General features: G+C 66.7%; 20 protein-coding genes and 2 pseudogenes. 17 read left to right on the forward strand and 5 right to left on the reverse strand.

The features are described 5' to 3' along the window. Positions 1 to 2 precede the first annotated feature (2 nt). From ABIS05_RS17230 to tolA, 13 genes and pseudogenes are all read left to right on the forward strand, one after another. On the forward strand, positions 3 to 596 hold the full coding sequence (locus ABIS05_RS17230; RefSeq protein ID WP_348010963.1) for a prepilin-type N-terminal cleavage/methylation domain-containing protein: 594 nt from the start codon (positions 3 to 5) through the stop codon (positions 594 to 596). Beyond that, positions 590 to 1366: a prepilin-type N-terminal cleavage/methylation domain-containing protein gene (locus ABIS05_RS17235; RefSeq protein ID WP_348010964.1), complete on the forward strand. Its 777-nt coding sequence runs from the start codon at positions 590 to 592 to the stop codon at positions 1364 to 1366. Before ABIS05_RS17230 ends, ABIS05_RS17235 begins: the two co-directional genes overlap by 7 nt. Further along, the gene (locus ABIS05_RS17240) at positions 1363 to 2652 is read left to right on the forward strand and encodes a PilX N-terminal domain-containing pilus assembly protein (protein WP_348010965.1); all 1290 of its coding nucleotides are present in this window, start codon (positions 1363 to 1365) and stop codon (positions 2650 to 2652) included. Before ABIS05_RS17235 ends, ABIS05_RS17240 begins: the two co-directional genes overlap by 4 nt. Positions 2653 to 2660: 8 nt before the next feature. Then, the gene (locus ABIS05_RS17245; RefSeq protein ID WP_348010966.1) at positions 2661 to 3980 is read left to right on the forward strand and encodes a prepilin-type N-terminal cleavage/methylation domain-containing protein; all 1320 of its coding nucleotides are present in this window, start codon (positions 2661 to 2663) and stop codon (positions 3978 to 3980) included. Positions 3981 to 4022: 42 nt separating this feature from the next. Continuing rightward, the gene (gene ribD, locus ABIS05_RS17250) at positions 4023 to 5054 is read left to right on the forward strand and encodes a bifunctional diaminohydroxyphosphoribosylaminopyrimidine deaminase/5-amino-6-(5-phosphoribosylamino)uracil reductase RibD (RefSeq protein WP_348010967.1); all 1032 of its coding nucleotides are present in this window, start codon (positions 4023 to 4025) and stop codon (positions 5052 to 5054) included. A 24-nt stretch (positions 5055 to 5078) separates the two neighbouring features. Continuing rightward, positions 5079 to 6176, forward strand: a complete 1098-nt coding sequence (gene ribBA / locus ABIS05_RS17255; RefSeq protein WP_348010968.1) for a bifunctional 3,4-dihydroxy-2-butanone-4-phosphate synthase/GTP cyclohydrolase II — start codon at positions 5079 to 5081, stop codon at positions 6174 to 6176. 22 nt (positions 6177 to 6198) lie between these two features. Then, entirely contained in the window at positions 6199 to 6672 is a 474-nt protein-coding gene (gene ribH / locus ABIS05_RS17260) for a 6,7-dimethyl-8-ribityllumazine synthase (protein ID WP_348010969.1), read from the forward strand. Next, complete coding sequence (gene nusB, locus ABIS05_RS17265; RefSeq protein ID WP_348010970.1) at positions 6669 to 7175, forward strand: transcription antitermination factor NusB; 507 nt, start codon at positions 6669 to 6671, stop codon at positions 7173 to 7175. The genes ribH and nusB overlap by 4 nt, the downstream gene beginning before the upstream one ends. Then, positions 7172 to 8351, forward strand: a pseudogene (locus tag ABIS05_RS17270) (pyridoxal phosphate-dependent aminotransferase). The gene nusB and the pseudogene ABIS05_RS17270 overlap by 4 nt, the downstream one beginning before the upstream one ends. After that, on the forward strand, positions 8348 to 8746 hold the full coding sequence (ybgC, locus tag ABIS05_RS17275; protein ID WP_348010971.1) for a tol-pal system-associated acyl-CoA thioesterase: 399 nt from the start codon (positions 8348 to 8350) through the stop codon (positions 8744 to 8746). The pseudogene ABIS05_RS17270 and the gene ybgC overlap by 4 nt, the downstream one beginning before the upstream one ends. Continuing rightward, positions 8743 to 9417: a protein TolQ gene (gene tolQ / locus ABIS05_RS17280; protein WP_348010972.1), complete on the forward strand. Its 675-nt coding sequence runs from the start codon at positions 8743 to 8745 to the stop codon at positions 9415 to 9417. The genes ybgC and tolQ overlap by 4 nt, the downstream gene beginning before the upstream one ends. Beyond that, positions 9417 to 9854, forward strand: a complete 438-nt coding sequence (gene tolR / locus ABIS05_RS17285) for a protein TolR (protein WP_348010973.1) — start codon at positions 9417 to 9419, stop codon at positions 9852 to 9854. Before tolQ ends, tolR begins: the two co-directional genes overlap by 1 nt. Then, entirely contained in the window at positions 9851 to 10714 is an 864-nt protein-coding gene (tolA, locus tag ABIS05_RS17290; RefSeq protein WP_348010974.1) for a cell envelope integrity protein TolA, read from the forward strand. The genes tolR and tolA overlap by 4 nt, the downstream gene beginning before the upstream one ends. On the opposite strand, the gene ABIS05_RS17295 is transcribed toward tolA, so the two are convergent. Genes ABIS05_RS17295 through ABIS05_RS17310 form a run of 4 tightly spaced genes read right to left on the reverse strand, consistent with a single transcriptional unit; the run spans position 10698 to position 12973 of the window. Next, positions 10698 to 11180, reverse strand: a complete 483-nt coding sequence (locus tag ABIS05_RS17295) for a DoxX family protein (protein WP_348010975.1) — start codon at positions 11178 to 11180, stop codon at positions 10698 to 10700. The genes tolA and ABIS05_RS17295 overlap by 17 nt on opposite strands. Next, positions 11177 to 11872, reverse strand: a complete 696-nt coding sequence (locus ABIS05_RS17300; protein ID WP_348010976.1) for a DNA-binding domain-containing protein — start codon at positions 11870 to 11872, stop codon at positions 11177 to 11179. Before ABIS05_RS17300 ends, ABIS05_RS17295 begins: the two co-directional genes overlap by 4 nt. Next, positions 11869 to 12702: a DUF692 domain-containing protein gene (locus tag ABIS05_RS17305; protein ID WP_348010977.1), complete on the reverse strand. Its 834-nt coding sequence runs from the start codon at positions 12700 to 12702 to the stop codon at positions 11869 to 11871. The genes ABIS05_RS17300 and ABIS05_RS17305 overlap by 4 nt, the downstream gene beginning before the upstream one ends. Positions 12703 to 12709: 7 nt before the next feature. Beyond that, positions 12710 to 12973 carry a DUF2282 domain-containing protein gene (locus ABIS05_RS17310; RefSeq protein WP_348010978.1) on the reverse strand — a complete coding sequence of 88 codons (264 nt, stop codon included), beginning with the start codon at positions 12971 to 12973 and terminating at the stop codon, positions 12710 to 12712. 101 nt (positions 12974 to 13074) lie between these two features. Between ABIS05_RS17310 and ABIS05_RS17315 the strand changes: the two genes are divergently transcribed. Both ABIS05_RS17315 and ABIS05_RS17320 read left to right on the forward strand, forming a co-directional pair. Then, a complete protein-coding gene (locus tag ABIS05_RS17315) occupies positions 13075 to 13659 on the forward strand; it encodes a sigma-70 family RNA polymerase sigma factor (protein WP_348010979.1) in 585 nt (194 codons plus the stop codon). Beyond that, positions 13656 to 13850 (forward strand): zf-HC2 domain-containing protein, encoded by a 195-nt coding sequence (locus ABIS05_RS17320; protein ID WP_348010980.1) that lies wholly within the window; start codon positions 13656 to 13658, stop codon positions 13848 to 13850. Before ABIS05_RS17315 ends, ABIS05_RS17320 begins: the two co-directional genes overlap by 4 nt. 1 nt (position 13851) lies before the next feature. Here ABIS05_RS17320 and pcp read toward each other — a convergent pair whose 3' ends face one another. Further along, positions 13852 to 14502: a pyroglutamyl-peptidase I gene (gene pcp / locus ABIS05_RS17325; RefSeq protein WP_348010981.1), complete on the reverse strand. Its 651-nt coding sequence runs from the start codon at positions 14500 to 14502 to the stop codon at positions 13852 to 13854. Between the two features lie 101 nt (positions 14503 to 14603). On the opposite strand from pcp, the gene ABIS05_RS17330 reads away from it, so the two are divergent. Together ABIS05_RS17330 and ABIS05_RS17335 are read left to right on the forward strand one after the other, a co-directional pair. After that, on the forward strand, positions 14604 to 17126 hold the full coding sequence (locus ABIS05_RS17330) for an ATPase, T2SS/T4P/T4SS family (protein ID WP_348010982.1): 2523 nt from the start codon (positions 14604 to 14606) through the stop codon (positions 17124 to 17126). A 104-nt stretch (positions 17127 to 17230) separates the two neighbouring features. Beyond that, a pseudogene (locus ABIS05_RS17335) lies at positions 17231 to 17487 on the forward strand (MSHA biogenesis protein MshE); the annotation flags it as partial.

Raw genomic sequence — 17487 nt, forward strand, 5'->3', positions numbered from 1 at the left:
AAATGAAGCGCCTTCACTCCCCTCGTGCACGCTCCGGCATCACGCTGATCGAGATGGTGGTCGGGCTTGCAGTGGTGGGCGTAGTCGTTGCAGCCGCCATCCCCTCGCTGACCGGCATGATCGAAAGGCGCCGCGTCGTCGCAGCAGCAGGTGAAATCGCCAGCATCTTTGCCTATGCGAAGTCAGAGTCGAATGTCGTCGCCGATCCAATGAGCCTCCACATGGAGCCGGTGCCGAGTTCGGTGCGCGAATACAGCAGTTGCCTACGTCTGGGCCAGACTGCCGTGATAGGCGACTGCGCCTGCAATCTCCCCCCCTCCGCGCCCTGCACCATCGGCACGGGCGCGGTGTTGCGAGAGTTCGTGATACCGCGTGACCAGTCCGTTACTTTCGCGCCCACCGAAGCCAGCAGCGCTGGTAGAAAGAAGTACGTCCTCGGCTTCTCGCGCAACAACCGTTACACCGGCACGCAAGACGTCCAGATCGACGTGAAGGGGGCGCGGACCGGCGCAACCCTGCGTGTGGAATACAACAACGCCGGACGGCTGCGTACCTGTTCGCCGGATGGCAGCATGAGCGGGTTCCCCAGATGCTGACCACCGCCATTAACCGCACAACCATGTCCGTTCGACAACGTGGGCTGGGTCTTGTTGAGCTGATGGTGGGCATCACAGTCGGCCTCATCGTCGCGGCCGGTGCGTCCATGGTCGCCGTCAACCAGATCAACGAGCACCGTCGCCTGATGCTGGAAACTCAGATCCAGCAAGACCTGCGAACGACTGCCGACATTCTGCAGCAGGATCTGCGTCGTGCGGGCTTCCGCGGCCGGGCTGAGCTGGGCGTTTGGGCTCCGCCGACCGACGTCGGCACGTTGGGTGAAACGGCAGCCCTTACGGCATCGGTCAACCAGTTCACAGCATTGGTCAAGACTGACAACGCTTCGTTGCGCTCGCTGACCTATCAATATGCCCGCCCTTCGAGCGGCAGTGACTACAGCGAGACCGGCGTACTCCGTGAAGTCGAGCACTTCGGGTTCAAGTGGGACAAGCGCGAAGGCGTGCAGGAGCTTTATCTACTGGTCGGTGCGGTGGGCGGAGAGAACTGGCAGCCGATCACCGACCGTGCCAGTGTGAAGATCAAGGGTTTCGACATCGACATCGATGAGCAGTCCGTCTATGTCGGTGAGTTCTGCGACAAGCCTTGCAACCTGCCACCGGCCACTACAGGCCTCTGCCCCAAGCACGTGGTACGCAAGGTCCGCTTCACCATCGTTGGCGAGGCTGCCCACGACTCCAACGTCAAGCGCACCCTGTCTGGCGTGGAGCGCCTGCGTGCCGATGAGGTTATCGGAGCTTGCCCGGCATGAAGCTGTCCATCTGCTCCTGGCACTCGCGACAACGAGGCGCGGCGACGCTGGTGGTCGTCATGGTGCTTTTCCTGGTCATGGCGCTACTGGCGGCCTATGCCAATCGCAGCCTGCTGTTCGAGCAACGTATCGCGAGCAGCTACTTCCGTGCCAGTGTCGCACAGGAAGTCGCTGAAGCGGGAGTGGAATGGACGTTGGCCCAGCTCAACGGCACGGCGATTGACGCGGCTTGCAAGCCTGTTGATACGGGTGGGCAACGTTTTGCCGACCGCTATTTGCTGATCAACACTGCTGACCGCCGCATCAGTCCCGCAGATACCACCCTTGATTGCGCCCGCGACACTGCCAACGAGGGTTGGTCCTGCCGCTGCCCTGCTACGAGCGCAGCACACACCGCGCAGACTGCCGTGGCAGGAAGTGATTTGGTGCCGAGCTTTAACATCGGGCTCCAGTCCGGGAATCGTGGCGGCACGCTGACGCTGAAGGCTCTCGGATGCACGGATAGCGTCGCAGACCAATGCGATAGCGCCATCAACATGGTCGCTATTAGCAAGAATCAATTGGCCCGAACCAACCTGACGGTAAAGATTGGCCTCGTCGGCGCTGTGCGCAGTCCGCCTGCCGCACCGCTTGTCGTCAGGGGCGACATCGCTTCGACGGGTGCTGGCTTGGGCCTGCACAACGGCGATCCCCGTTCAGCCGGTCAACTGGCGGTCATGGGCGGCAGCTGGACGGGTAAGGTCGATGGTCGACTCGAAAGCGTGCCCGGCACGGCGACCGGCCAGGTCGTCATAGAGACCGACACCACCCTCGCCGACACCAGCCTCACGGCCGAGGGGGTGTTCAAGATGTTCATGGGTACGAACCTCGCCCGCTACCGCAAGCATCCAGCTTTACGAACAGTCACGTGTGCCAGCGATTGCGCAACCGCGCTTGAAACTGCCTACACGGCCGGCCAGCGCATCCTCTGGGTCCAGGGCAACCTGAGGATCGCGAGCAGCAAGGTTTTGGGAAGCGTGAGCGACCCGGTTCTCATCGTGGCCAATGGCGACGTCACGTTGGCTGGCCCCCTGCAGATCAACGGCATGCTGGTGGCTACGGGTGCGCTGGCTTGGAGCAACGACAGCGCCATGCCTTCCGTAGTCAACGGCATGGTGCTGGTTGGCGGTGGCATGGCAACCTCCGGTCGCATGGATGTGATCTACCAGCAGGCTGTGGCCGACCAAATGCGCAACCGCTTGGGCAGCTATGTGCGCATTCCCGGCGGCTGGATCGACATCAACTGATGATGGCCATGAAGTCCTTTCAAACCCAAGCCTCCCGCAGCCGACCGCAGCGTGGCACAACGTTGATCGAAGCTTTGGTGGCGCTGGTGATCATGTCCTTTGGCATGGTGGCGCTGGTGGGGCTCACGGGCAATCTGCGTCGCAGCGGTGACCTGGCCAAGCAACGCAGCGAGGCGATGCGCATGGCCCAGGCGGAGCTCGCAACGCTGCGCGACTTCTCGGTTCTGGACAGGGGCGACGAGGTGGACCCTGCAGCCAATGTTCGCGACTACAAAAACGACATGGTTTCTCCGCCAGACGTCACGGTTCCGTTGGACAACGCCAACACCACGTTCACGGTCACCCGCTCGGTGACACCGCTGGTGAAGGACCTGACCGAACCCCAGGGCAAGACCGTCCGGGTCAAGGTGGAGTGGCCGGATCGAAGCGGTATTCAACAGTCGGTCACGCTCGACAGCGTCATCTCCCGCACCGACCCCGTCTTCTCGATGGCCCTGGGCGTCACGCCGCCCACGAACGGAATCCGTCAGCCGGACAATCGCAATCCGGCAATACCTCGGGCCGCAAAGGACCTGGGCAATGGCACGAGCGCCTTCCGGCCGCGTGTCAATAACGGGGCTATTTGGGTCTTCAACAATGTCACAGGCATCATCACCGGCATTTGCGAGATTTCGATCAACACAGCAGTCTCTGCCCTTACGGCGAGCAGTGTTGAAACATGCAAGAACAACGGCGGTGTCGGCTATCTGGTCAGCGGGACGATCCGCTTTTCCACGGGTAGTACGCCGGACTCAAGAAACCCTGCGGATGCCGCGCAGCGCCTGTCCGTCAGGGTGGTGCGAACACCCAGCCAACTCATGGTGCGGGATTTGCAGGGTGTGGAATCTCTGGCAGCCGGCGGCAATGACTACCCCGCTCTGCCCACCCCGGCCTGCTTCACTGATGACGACTCGGCGAGCCCGCTGACCCAGACGCTGATGAACTATTACTGCCTCGTCTACCCGAACTCCCAGAAAAATTGGTCGGGCCAGGTGCTGCTGGGTAGCCCTCTGGACATTGGCAGCTCGGCTTCTCAGTTCAAGGTCTGCCGCTACAGCGGAGACTACAACGGCAACGGCTACACCGAAGATCCGTACTCCAGCACCGCCAAGCCTGACAGGATTGACAACGAGGAGCATCCAGCGCTTTACCGCCATGTCAGCTACTCGCTGGCGCGGCAGAACTTCCTTGTCATCCGCAGCGGCGACGGGACGGCTTGCCCGCTGAGCCCGGTCAACAACAGTCTGGGCTACTTTATCGACGCTGCGACCTATCAGATCCAGCCCTGATCCCTGATCTCACTTGATCTGATCGCTGGCTAGACTGGGCAGATGCCCGCTCCCGACATCTCCGCAGCACTGCAACAAGCCCTCGCGCTGGCCGCCCAGGCCATCGGCCTGAGTGACCCCAACCCACGGGTCGGCTGCGTCATCCTTGCGGCAGACGGCAGTGAACTGGGAACTGGACACACGCAGGCAGCGGGACAGGCCCATGCCGAGGTCATGGCGCTGCGCGATGCGGCAGCGCGTGGTCATGACGTGCGCGGTGCGACGGCCATCGTCACGTTGGAACCCTGCTCCCACCACGGCCGCACGCCGCCGTGCTGTGACGCGCTGATCAACGCAGGCATCGCCCGGGTCGTCGTCGCGGTCGAAGACCCCAACCCGCTGGTTGCCGGCCAAGGCCTGGCGCGGCTGCGCGCTGCCGGCATCGATGTTGAACTCGCCGACACGGCTGTGGCCGACGCCGCGCGCGAGCTCAACATCGGCTTCTTTTCGCGCATGCAGCGTGGCCGACCCTTCGTGCGGCTGAAATCGGCCGTCTCTCTGGATGGTCGCACCGCCCTGCCCGATGGTCGCAGCCAGTGGATCACGGGCGAGGCAGCCCGCGCCGATGGCCATGCCTGGCGCCGCCGCGCCGGCGCTGTGATCACCGGTATCGGCACCGTGCTGGCCGACGACCCGCGGCTGGATGTGCGCCTCGTGCAGACGGCGAAGCAACCGCTGCGCATCGTGCTCGACCCGCAAGGTCGCCTGCCGAGCACGGCGCGCATCCTGCAGCCGCCCGGTGAAGCCCGCGTCATCGGCCCCGGCCGCGCCGATCTGCCGACGCTGCTGAACGAACTTGGCAAACTGGGCATCAACGAGTTGCACGTCGAGGCCGGCCCGACCTTGTCCGGCGCCTTCCTCGACGCTGATCTGGTGGACGAGTTGCTCATCTACCAAGCGCCGATGCTGATCGGCGAAGGCCGCCCGCTCGCAGCCTTGTCGCCTCTGGCCCGACTTGACGAGGCACGCCGCTGGCGCTTGATTGAAGCCACACCGATAGGCCAGGATCTGCGCCTTCGGCTCCGCCCCGCCTAGGGTCGCCACCTACAATCGCCGGCTATGCCCATCTCCCCCATTCCCGAGCTGGTGGCCGAGTTGGCAGCCGGCCGCATGGTCATCCTGGTTGACGAGGAAGACCGCGAAAACGAGGGTGATCTCGTGCTGGCGGCTGACCTCGTCACGCCGGAGGCCATCAACTTCATGGCCAAGCATGGCCGCGGCCTCATCTGCCTGACGCTGCCGCGCGAGCATTGCGAGCGCCTGCAGCTGCCGCCGATGACGCGCCGCAACGGCACCCAGCATGGCACCGCCTTCACCGTGTCCATCGAGGCGGCCACCGGCGTCACGACCGGCATCTCCGCCGCTGACCGCGCCCGCACCGTGCAAGCCGCCGTCGCGGCCGACGCCAAAGCCAGCGACCTCGTCCAGCCCGGGCACGTCTTCCCGCTGCAGGCCCAGGATGGCGGCGTGCTGATGCGCGCCGGCCATACCGAAGCGGGCTGTGACCTCGCCCGCATGGCGGGCCTGTCGGCCACGTCGGTCATCTGCGAAATCATGAAGGACGACGGCAGCATGGCGCGGCTGCCGGACCTGGAGATCTTTGCCGCCGAACACGGTCTCAAGATCGGCACCATCGCCGACCTCATCGAATACCGCAGCCGCCACGAGAGCCTCGTCACGCGCGTCGCCGAGCGGCGCCTCAACACCGCCCAGGGCGAGTTCGACTGCCAGGTCTTCACCGACCGCACCGGCGGTACCCACCTCGCGCTGAGCCACGGTGCTTGGAGCCCCAGCGACGAAGTCCTCGTGCGCGTGCATGAGCCGCTGTCGGTCATGGACCTGCTCGAAGCCGGCTCCTGCGGTCACTCGTGGGGCCTGCCTGCGGCACTGGCAGCCGTGCAGGCCAGCCCGGCCGGCGTCGTCGTGCTGCTCAACTGCGGTGAAGGTTCCGCTGGCGTCCTGGCCCGCGCCACGGCTGAAAAGACTGCAGCACCCGTCAAAAGCGCGATGGACCTGCGTACCTATGGCGTGGGCGCTCAGATCCTGAAGTCGTTGGGCGTGCATCACATGAAGCTGCTCGGCAGCCCGCGCCGCATGCCCAGCATGACCGGCTACGGGCTGGACGTGACCGGCTTCGTCGCTCCCCCTTCCTGCTGAAACGAGACACAAGAGGCACGCGATGCAAGACTCAAAGCAAGGCCTTCCCGGCTTCGAGGGCGCTCTCGACGGCAGCGAGCTCGTGATCGCCATCGTCCAGGCGCGCTTCAACGACGCCATCACATCGGCGCTCGCCAGTGCCTGCCTTGCAGAGCTGTCGGTGCTTGGCGTGCCGGCCGAGGCCGTCCGCCACGTGACGGTGCCGGGCGCACTCGAAGTGCCGCTGGCCCTGCAGGCCCTGGCTGAGACCAACGACTACGACGCCCTCATCGCGTTGGGCTGCATCATTCGCGGCGAGACCTATCACTTCGAGCTGGTCGCCAACGAGAGCGGCGCCGCCGTGACCCGCGTCGGGCTGGATCACGGCGTTCCGATTGCCAACGCCATCCTGACCGTCGAAAACGAAGCGCAGGCCTGGGCCCGCGCCGAGCCCAAGGGACGCGACGCCGCGCGCGTCGCCGTCGAGATGGCCAATCTGCTGAAAGAGATCGAGTGAACGAAGCCCCAAAGAGCACCGCCAATGCCGCCACAAAGACGGCAGCCAAGCCTGCCGGCAAGAAGGCGCCTGCCAAGTCGGCTCGCCGCCGTTCGCGCGAGGCCGCGCTGCAGGGCCTGTACCAATGGCTGCTGACAGGCGATGAAATCGGCGCCATCGTCGCCCTGGGCCGCGAGCAGGAAGGCTATGCCAAGCTCGACCTGAAGCATTACGACGCGCTGCTGGCCGGTTGCGTCAACGAAGCCGTTGACCTCGACGCCATCCTGTCCCGCCATGTCGACCGCAAGACCACGGAGCTTTCGCCCATCGAGCACGGCATCCTGATGATCGGCGCCTACGAGCTCAAGCACTGCCTCGATATCCCCTACCGGGTCGCCATCAACGAAGCCGTCGAGCTGGCCAAGTCCTTCGGCGGCACCGACGGCCACAAGTACGTCAACGGCGTGCTGGACCGTGCGGCCGGCGACCTGCGCCCGGCCGAGGTGGCAGCCAAGCGCGGATGAAACTCGCCGCGCGGCTTGACCGCATCGAGCCCTTCTACGTGATGGAGCTGGCCAAGGCTGCGGCCCAGCTCGCGGCCGGCCCGCTGTGCGACCCGGCACGAGGCGGCCGGCGCATGATCCGCCTCAATGTCGGCGAGCCCGACTTCGGCGCCGCGCCGGCCGTGCGTGAAGCTGTCTCACGTATCGCCCAAGGCCCCACGCCCTACACCGACGCTCTCGGCCTGCCTCAGCTCCGCGAAGCCATCTCGCGTTGGTACACCCAGCGCTTCAGCCTCGCCATTGCGCCGGAGCGCATCGCCATCACGGCGGGCGCTTCGGCCGGCTTGCAACTCGCCTGCCTCGCCCTCTTCGAGCGCGGCGACGAGGTGTTGATGCCCGACCCCTGCTACCCCTGCAACCGCCACTTCGTGACGGCTGCGGACGCCACGCCGCGCCTGCTGCCCACCGGCGCAGCGGAGCGCTTCCAGCTGGGTGCGAGCCAGGTGCGCGAGGCCTGGACGCCCGCACACACGCGGCGTGCTGCTGGCCTCGCCGAGCAACCCGACCGGCACGTCCATCGCACCCGAGGTGCTGGCGGACATCGCCGGCTTCGTACGCGAGCGCGGCGGCGTCACGGTGGTGGACGAGATCTACCTGCCGCTGAGCTACGACGAGCATTTCAGCCACAGCGCTTTGGCGCTCGGCGACGACATCGTCTCGGTCAACAGCTTCTCCAAATACTTCGGCATGACCGGCTGGCGGCTGGGCTGGCTGGTGTTACCCCCTGCCCTCGTGCCGGCCATCGAGCGGCTGGCGCAGAACCTCTACATCTGCCCGTCCACGCTGGCGCAGATGGCCGCCCTCGCCTGCTTCGAGCCCGCCTCCATCGCCGAGTTCGAACGCCGCCGCACCGTGCTGAAAGACCGCCGCGACTACATCGTGCCCGCACTGAACGAGCTGGGCCTGACCGTGCCCGTCGCACCCGACGGCGCCTTCTACGCGTGGATGGACATCTCCCGCCACCATGCCGACAGCTGGGCCTTCGCCCATGAGCTGCTGCAGAGCGCCCAGGTCGCGCTGACACCCGGCCGCGACTTCGGCCTGGCCGACCCGCAGCGCTGGATGCGCCTGTCGTTCGCGTCGTCGATGGAGGACCTGCAGGAAGCCGTGCGGCGCCTGCGCGGGGTGCTCGCATGAGCTTCCAGTTCCCCATCCGCGTGTATTGGGAAGACACCGACGCCGGCGGCATCGTCTTCTACGCCAACTACCTGAAGTTCTTCGAGCGTGCTCGCACCGAGTGGCTGCGCGCGGCCGGCGTCGAGCAGCATCAGCTGCGCGAGGACACCGGCCTCATGTTCGTTGTCGCCGCCACCAGCCTTCGTTATGCCGCCCCAGCAAAGCTCGACGACCTGCTGACCATCACCGTCGACCCCGAACCCGCCGGCCGCGCCAGCCTCGTCGTGCGCCAACGCGCACTGCGGGGCGACACGCTGCTGTGCGAAGGCGAAATCCGCATCGGCTGCGTGCGCGCCGGCGACCTGAAACCCCAACGCCTGCCCGACACCGTCGTTGCAGCGATCACCTCCGCATGAACCAAGACCTCTCCATCGTCTCCCTGATCCTGCACGCCAGCTTTGCCGTGCAGCTCGTCATCGCGGGCCTGCTGCTCGTGTCGCTTGCGAGCTGGAGCGTCATCTTCGGCAAGCTCATCGGCCTGGGCCAGATCAAGCGCCGCAACGACGCCTTCGAGGCCGAGTTCTGGAGCGGCAAGAACCTCAACGAGCTCTTCCAGTCGGTCAGCAACCGCACCGACGGCGCGCCGCTGGAGCGCATCTTCGCGTCGGGCATGCGTGAGTTCATGAAGCTGCGCGAGAAGCGCGTGACCGACGCCAGCGCCCTCCTCGACGCCGCCCGCCGCGCCATGCGCGCCAGCTTCCACCGTGAGCTGGACGCGATGGAGAGCAACCTCTCCTTCCTCGCCTCGGTGGGTTCGGTGTCGCCCTATGTGGGCCTGTTCGGCACCATCTGGGGAATCATGCATGCCTTCGTGGGCCTGTCCAACCTGACGCAGGTGACGCTGGCCACCGTTGCGCCCGGCATCGCTGAAGCGCTGGTCGCCACGGCCATCGGTCTGTTCGCGGCAATCCCCGCCGTGCTGGCCTACAACCGCTTCGCCCGCCAGATCGACCGCGCCGCCATCACGCTGGAGACCTTCATCGAGGAGTTCTCCAACATCCTGCAACGCAACTCGACGCAATCCTGATGGCGGGCATCTCCTCCCGAGGCGGCCGGCGGCGCCGCACGATGAACGAGATCAACATGGTCCCGTTCATCGATGTGATGCTGGTGCTGCTCATCATCTTCATGGTCAGCGCGCCGCTGATCACGACGGGCATGGTCGACCTGCCCAGCGTGGGCAAGAGCCGCCAGCAGCCCGAGCACGTCATCCAGATCATCGTCGGCACCGACGAGCGGCTGAAGATCAAGGTCGACCAGCTGGAGCCGGAATCCATTCCCGCCAACCGCCTGGCTGAGCGCGTCAAGAAGGCGCAGGGCCAGAACGGCAACAACCCGGTCGTCATCTCTGCCGACAAGAACGTCAAGTACGAGGCCGTCGTGCAGGTCATGGACACGCTGCAGCGCGCCGGCATCCAGCGCGTCGGCCTGGCCGTGAAGAGCGGAGCTTCCGCCGCCCGATGACCGCTGCGACGTTGCGCCCTCCCGAGGCCGCCGGCATTGGCCGCGGCCTGGCCTTTGCGCTGGTGGCGCATGGCCTGCTGCTCCTCGCGTTGAGTTCCGGCCTGCACTGGAACAGCGACTCGTCGCCGGCCTTCGAGGCCGAGTTGTGGTCGTCTGTGCCGCAGATTGCCGCGCCGCGCGAGGAAGCGCCGGTCGAGCCCGAACCCGAAGCGCCCAAGCCCGACCTGAAGGCCCAGCAACGCGCCGCCGAGGAAGCCGCCGAAGAGCAGCGCGAGGCCGACATCGCCATCGCCAAGGACAAGAAGCGCAAGGAAGAGAAGGCGCGCGACGAGGCGGCCAAACTCGAACGCCTGGAACGTGACCGGGCGGCGAAAGACAAGGAAGCCAAGGACAAGGCCGCGAAAGACAAGGCGACCAAGGACGAGCAGGACCGCAAGAAGGACAAGACGGCCAACGACGCCAAAGCGGCGAAGGAAGCCAAGGCTGCCGATGCCCGCCGCGAAGCCCAGCGCCAGGAGAACCTGCGCCGCATCCAGGGCATGGCGGGCGGCACGCCCAACTCCACCGGCACCGCCGCTCAAAGTGGCGCGCCATCGGCCGGCTGGGTGGGCCGCGTCAAGGGCAAGATCCGGCCGCTGATCATCTTTTCAGACGACAGCGCGGCCAACCCGACCGCGGAAGTTCAGGTCGCGCTCGCCCCCGATGGCCGCATCCTCGGCAGCAAGGTCATCAAGGCCAGCGGCGATGCCGACTGGGACCGAGCCGTGCTGCGCGCCGTCGAGAAGGCCGAGATGCTGCCGCGCGATACCGATGGGCGGGTGCCGTCGGTCATCATCCTGAACTTCAGGCCACGCGAATAAATCGGTCCACGGACCAGCGGCCGGCGCCCCACAGCGCGATGACGATGGCCAGCACACCCCACAAGGTGTGCTGCGCCTGAGCAGCCGGCGAGAAGTCGTCCGCCATCAGCGACAGCGCCGCCATCAGGTTCACGACGAAGAGGCCGGCGCCGGCAAAGCGCGTGGCCAGGCCCAGCACCAGCAGCACGGGCAGCGCCAGTTCGCCGGCCGTGCCCATGTAGGCGGCGAGCGCGGGCGGCAGCAGCGGCACCTGGTAGATGTCGTTGAACAGGGCGAGCGTGGACGACCAGTCGCGCAGCTTGGTCAGCCCCGACAGGAAGAAGACCTGCGCCACGTAGAGCCGGGCCGCCAGCAGCGCCAGCGACTGCAGGTGGCTGACGAGCGTGTCTAGCGGCGCGGGCAGACGGGTGGGCTGCAGGCCGGGGTCGGTGATGGAGCGCAGGGCGGTGGAGAGCAGTGCTTTCATGGTGTCTTGGTCCGGAGGTGTTCAGGATGGGGTGTTGACCTGACCCCTTGCAGCCAGGCATGTTGCAGCGCGGCTTGCAGCCAGGTGGAGAAGTCAAAGTCGGCGTGGGCGCCCGAACCTTTCACGAGCGCGTCGGCAAGATTCACTTCGCCGAGCAGCGCCCGCATGAAGGCCGCCTCGCCGGGCGACAAGGCCTGCGATCTGGCCGCCCAGCCCTCGCGCCAGACGAGCATCGGCCCGTCGCTTTGGACGATCAGGGCGACGCCGGGACGCAGTTGCAGCCACAGCTGCTCGGGCGGCGTCGTGCCCAACAATGCCAGCGACGGGGCGTCCAGCTCCGCATTCGCTGCTCGCTCGGCCCGGTGAGAGGCCCAGTCCAGCCGCGCCAGGTCGGGCAGGCCGGAGGCCTCGCCGGCCCGTTCGATCAGAAAGTTTTCAAGCGCGCCGCCCCACTGCGCAAGGTCGCCGCGTTCGGGCGGGTGGGCGCGCCAGAAGGTCCAGGCCAGCGAGGCGAACTCATCCTCGCCAAGCGCCTCTCGCAGCCGCGCGAAGGGCACGGCCAGCGCTTGCGCAGACAAGGCCCGCAAGTTGGTTCGGTAGGCCGCGAGACCGCGCTCGGCGCCGGTCAGGCCCGGGGGTGCGCCGCCACGGCCCAGCAACGCATCGACGAGCGCCTGCTGATCCGTCTTCATGATTGCACCGCCCTTGCCCGCCCGGCCTCGGCCAGCAGCACGCCCAGCTCGGGCACGGCCGTGTCCCATTCGATCAGCGTCGGCACCGGGCCGAGGCGACGAACAGCGTGCTCGTAGACCCGCCACACCTCGTCGCGAACGCGGCTGCCGTGGTCGTCGATGACGAGGCCGTCCGCCAGTTCGCAATGCCCGGCCAGGTGGATCTCGCCGACGCTGCCGGGCTGGATCGCGTCGATCCAGCGCATGGCCTCACGCGCCGCCTCGCCCGCGTCGAAGCCGGCGTTGCGCGCATTGACGAAGAGGTTGTTCACGTCCAGCAGCAGGCCGCAGCCGCTGCGCCGTGTCAGCTCGTTGAAGAATTCGGGCTCGGCCAGCGTGTCGCCGGCCCAGCCGACGTAGGCGCTGATGTTTTCGACCAGCATCTGGCGGCCGAGGCGCTGCTGCACCTGGCCGACATGACTCGCCATCAAGGCTAACGACTCGTCGTTGAAGGGAATGGGCAGCAGGTCGGCGGCATGCAGACCTGATCCAACACGGGCGAAGCAGGCATGGTCCGACACCCAGCGCGGCTGCACGCGCTCGACGAGGCGGGCCAGGCGCTCGAGATGCCAGCCGTCCAGACCGGCCGCCGAGCCGAGGGCCAGGCCGACGCCGTGCAGGCTAAGGTCATAGGCCTCGCGGCCCGCCTCCAGCACCGCTAGCGTGATGCCGCCGTCGGCGAAGAAATTCTCTGAGTGGACCTCGATGAAGCCGAGCGCGGGGCGCTCGGCCAGCAAGGTCTCGTAGTGGGGCTGGCGCCAGCCTATGCCGACGCAGGGTACTGACGCCATGCCGCGCTTACTTCTTGGCCGGCGCCTTGGTCGCGCCGCCTTCCTTCTCGCACGTGCCCTTGGCGACGTACTTCCATTCGTTGGCGTCCTTGTCGGCCTTGGACTGGCCGGCGCAGGAGTGGCTGCCGTTGGTGGTGGCGCAGTCGTTCTGGCCAGCTTTGGCGATGCCGTAGCACTTCTCCTTGGCGGCATCAGCGGCCTGGGCCTGGGCGACGAGGCCAAGGGACAGGGCGGCGGCCAGGGCGGAGGACACGAGGGCTTGGTTCTTCATGAGACAGGTCTCCAAAAGGTTGGGAGGTGAAAGGCGGCCGATCATCCGGCGGCGAGATTGAAGTCGCAAGACACTGGCTACTCCTTACACTGCGCGCCGCCATGACCGCTACTCCCGACTATTGCCGCCAGATCGAGGCCCTGCGCCCCGTGCTGCTGAAATATGCGCGCCTGCAGTTGCGCAACCCGGCCTGGGCGGAGGACGCCGTGTCGGAGACGCTGCTCGCCGCGCTTGAAAAGCCGCAGGCCTTCGCGGGCAACAGCCAGCTCAAGACCTGGCTCATCGGCATCCTCAAGCACAAGCTCATCGACCAGATCCGCAAGAACAGCCGCGAGCTGTCGACGACCTCTGCCAGCGAAGACGGCGAGGACCTCGACGACCTGTTGTTCGCTGCGGACGGCCACTGGCGCGAGACCCAGCATGACTGGGGCAACCCCGAGGACGTGCTGCGGCAGGTGGACTTCATGAAGGTGCTGGAGGCTTGCGTGGAGAAGCTGCCCGGCCAGCAGGGGCGGCTCTTCATGATGCGCGAGTGGCTGGAGCTGGAGTCCGACGAGATCTGTAAGGAGCTCTCCATCACGCCGACGAACCTGTGGGTCATGCTGCATCGGGCTCGGCTGAGGCTGCGGGAATGCCTGCAGACGAGCTGGTTCGGCGGTGTGGCTGCCGCTGGAGGGGCGCGTTGATCAAGCTGAACATCACCTGCCGCGAGGCCACGGAAATCGTCCTGAAGGCCGAGGACCGCGCGATGCCGCTGGCCGAGCGGCTGTCGCTGCGCCTGCACTACCGCATCTGCGGCAACTGCCGCCGCTTTGCCCGCCAGGTGGAGTTGATGCGCACGGCCAGCGCGCGTTGGCGCAAGTACACGGAAGACTGAGTCAACTCGTCGGCGCGCCCTCGTCCGGCCTTGCCGGCACGCTGCCCTCGCCTGCCAGCGCCAGCGCCACCGCCAGCCGGATCGCGTCGATCTGCGCCGCCAGACCCATGCTGGGCACCGACGGTTGTGCGCGCGCCGCCTGCTCGGGCAGGGCCGGCAGGTGGATGAAGCCGCTGCGCACGGCCCGGCCGGCTAGTTGGTGCTGCAGCTCGAAGAACACTTGATTGCAAACAAAGGCGCCGGCCGACAGCGACAGCCCGGCCGGGTGGCCGGCCGCACGCAAGGCGTCGCGCATGGCCTTGATGGGCAGCGTCGAGAAGTAGGCGGCCGGCGCCTCGGCGCGCACTGGCACGTCCTGCGGGCGCTGGCCGGCGTTGTCGGCGATGCGCGCATCGATGAGGTTGACGGCCACGCGCTCGATGGAAATCTCGCTGCGGCCGCTGGCCTGGCCCAGCGCGATGACGAGGCCGGGCTGCAGTGCGGCAAGCGCCCGTGCAAGTTCGAGCGGCGCCTCGCCAAAGCTCGTCGGCAGGCAGCGAGCGTGCACGGTCGCGTCGCCGATGACCTGGTTGTGCAGCGAGCGCGCCACCTCCCAGGCGGGGTTGATCGTCTCGCCACCGAAAGGCTCGAAGCCGGTGATCAGGATGTTCATAAGTTGATTGTCCGGATTGCCGCTGCGGCGGGGTGCTTTTTGCGGCGCAGCGATGCGTCTTTCGGCCTCCATAATGGCCCGCAACCGCAGCACGAGCATCCATGACAGACCCGTCCGAGCCCCTGCCCTGGCCGCAAGTCGAAGCCGACGCCTCCACCGCGCACGCCTCTGGCTTCCTTTGGCCCACGCCGCCTTACGCGGCCTATCCCCAGCCCCAGGTGCAAAAAGGCGCCGAGGCCTGCGAGATCCTCGGCCTGAACAACAGCCGCAGTCTGGGCCAGTTGCTGGCGGTGGACGCCAGTGATCGCATCGTGCGCATCACCGTGCCGCCAGCGCGCAACAGCATGCCGCTGAAATTCAGCCAGTTCCGCGCCGTCAAGCTGATGCGCGCCATCGCCGTGCCGCCGCGCGACGAGAACGATCAGAACGCGTCGCTCAGCCTGGACCAGCGCCCGCGCAGCGACTTCCGCATCGTCTTCAACGGCGGCGACGAGCTCAAGGGCGTCACCATCGGCCACCAGCACGACAAGCTCGGCCTCTTCCTGTTCCCACCGCTGTCCGAAAGCGACGACTCGGTGCGCCGCGTCTTCATCCCGCGTGAGGTGCTGGCGCATTTCGAGATCGGCGAACGCATCGGCGATCTGCTGCTGAAGGACCAGCTCGTCACGCAGGAGCAGCTTGCGGCGGCCGCCGTCGAGCAGACCGGCCTGCGCCAGCGGCGCGTCGGCGACATCCTTGTCGAGCAGCACATCGTCAGCGCCGAGCAGCTGCTGCAGGCCATCGAGCAGCAGGCCAAGATGCCGATGGTGCGCATCGGCGAGGCGCTGCTGGCGCTGGAGTTCGTCACGCCCGAGCAGCTCGAAGTGGCGCTGGTGCAGCAGCGCGACGACCGCTCCGTGCCGCTCGGCGAGCTGCTGGTGCGCAAGAACGTCATCAGCCGCGCGCAGTTGCAGTCGGCACTGGCGCGCAAGATGGGCTACCCCGTCGTCGACGTGGAACGCTTCGCCATCGAGCCCGACGCCGTGCGCAAGCTGCCTTACGCTGTGGCCAAGCGGCTGGAGATGCTGCCGCTGGTGCTGCGCGACGGCCGCCTCGTCGTGGCGATGGAGGACCCGACGCGGCGCGAGGCCCTCGACGAGGTGGAGTTCATCACCCAGCTCAAGGTCGTGCCCACGCTGACCCGGCTGGGCACGCTGCAGTTCGCCATCCCGACCACCTTTGAGCGCTTCGGCGCCGAAGCCCTGCCGCGCGCCAATATCGACAGCCTGCCCGACTTCCAGCCCGACTTCTCGCTGGACAGCTCCAACAAGCTCATCGAGAGCCTGGAGCGCGACAGCAGCGAGCGCTCGTCCAAGGAAGACGAGTCGCCCATCGAGCAGAGCGACAACAGCCTCGTGCGCCTCATCAACACGATGATCATCGAGGCGCACAACCAGGGCGTGTCCGACATCCACATCGAGACCTACCCGGGCCGCGAGAAGCTCAAGATCCGCTTCCGCCGCGACGGCGTGCTGCAGCCCTACCTGGAGCTGCCGCCCAACTACCGTAACGCCATGATCGCGCGCATCAAGATCATGTGCGATCTCGACATCTCCGAGCGCCGCAAGCCACAGGACGGCAAGATCAACTTCGCGCGTTTCTCGGCCCAGCACCGGCTGGAGCTGCGCGTGGCCACCATCCCGACCAACAATGGGCTGGAAGACGTCGTCATGCGCATCCTGGCCAGCAGCCGGCCCATGCCGCTGGACCGCATCGGCCTCACGCCCGCCAACCTCGCCGCGCTGCGGACCGCCGTGGCCCGGCCTTACGGCATGGTGCTGTGCGTCGGCCCGACCGGCTCCGGCAAGACGACGACGCTGCACTCGGCGCTCAGCCACATCAACACCGCCGACCGCAAGATCTGGACGGCCGAGGATCCGATCGAAATCACCCAGGCCGGCCTGCGCCAGGTGCAGGTCAACCCCAAGATCGACTGGACCTTTGCCAAGGCCTTGCGCGCCTTCCTGCGCGCCGACCCCGACGTCATCATGGTCGGCGAGATCCGCGACCAGGAGACGGCCGAGATCGCCGTCGAGGCCTCGCTGACCGGCCACCTCGTGCTGTCCACGCTGCACACCAACAGCGCCGCCGAGACCATCACGCGGCTGCTCGACATGGGCATGGACCCCTTCAACTTTGCCGACTCACTGCTGGCCGTGCTGGCCCAGCGCCTCGTGCGGCGCTGCTGCACGGCCTGCCAGACGAGCGAGCCGCTGACCGAGGCGGAACTGAGCGAGCTGCTGGATGACTATCTGCACGCTTTCCCCGCCGATGCGCGCCCGAACCGGCTCGCGCTGACGTCGGACTGGATCAAGAATCACGGTCAGAGCGGCCGACTGATGAAGTTCACGAACGCCGGCTGTGCCACCTGCGGCCACAGCGGCTACAAGGGCCGCGCCGGGCTGCATGAGCTGTTGACCGTGTCGCGCGATATCCGCCACATGATCCAGACCGGCGCGCGTGCCGAGGAGCTGTTCAACGCCGCGTTGGCCGAGGGCATGCGCTCGCTGCGACAGGATGGCATCGTCAAGGTGCTGCAGGGGCTCACCACCATCGCCGAAGTCCACGCAACCAGCAACGCATGAACACATTGAACAAAGCCACAGAGGCACAGAGACACAGAGGAGGCGGGATGACGCCCTCTCTGTGTCTCTGTGCCTCTGTGGCTTTGTTTGTTTTTTGAACCCTCATGGTCGACACCCCCGATACCGCCGCCGCGCCTCGCCCCAAGCTCCGTCTCGGCGATGTCCTGGTCGAGCAGCAGCTGATCTCGGCGGAGCAGTTGGGCCAGGCACTTGAACTGCAGCGCGCCACCGGCAAGAAGCTGGGCCGCATCCTCATCGAGGCCAACCTCATCACCGAGGAGGCCCTCGCCCATGTGCTGGCGCGCCAGCTGCGCGCGCCCTTCGTCAACCTCAAGACCTTCCCGCTCAAGACCGACCTCGT

The sequence above is a fragment of the Roseateles sp. genome (assembly GCF_039929605.1).
Lineage (GTDB): Bacteria > Pseudomonadota > Gammaproteobacteria > Burkholderiales > Burkholderiaceae_C > Pelomonas.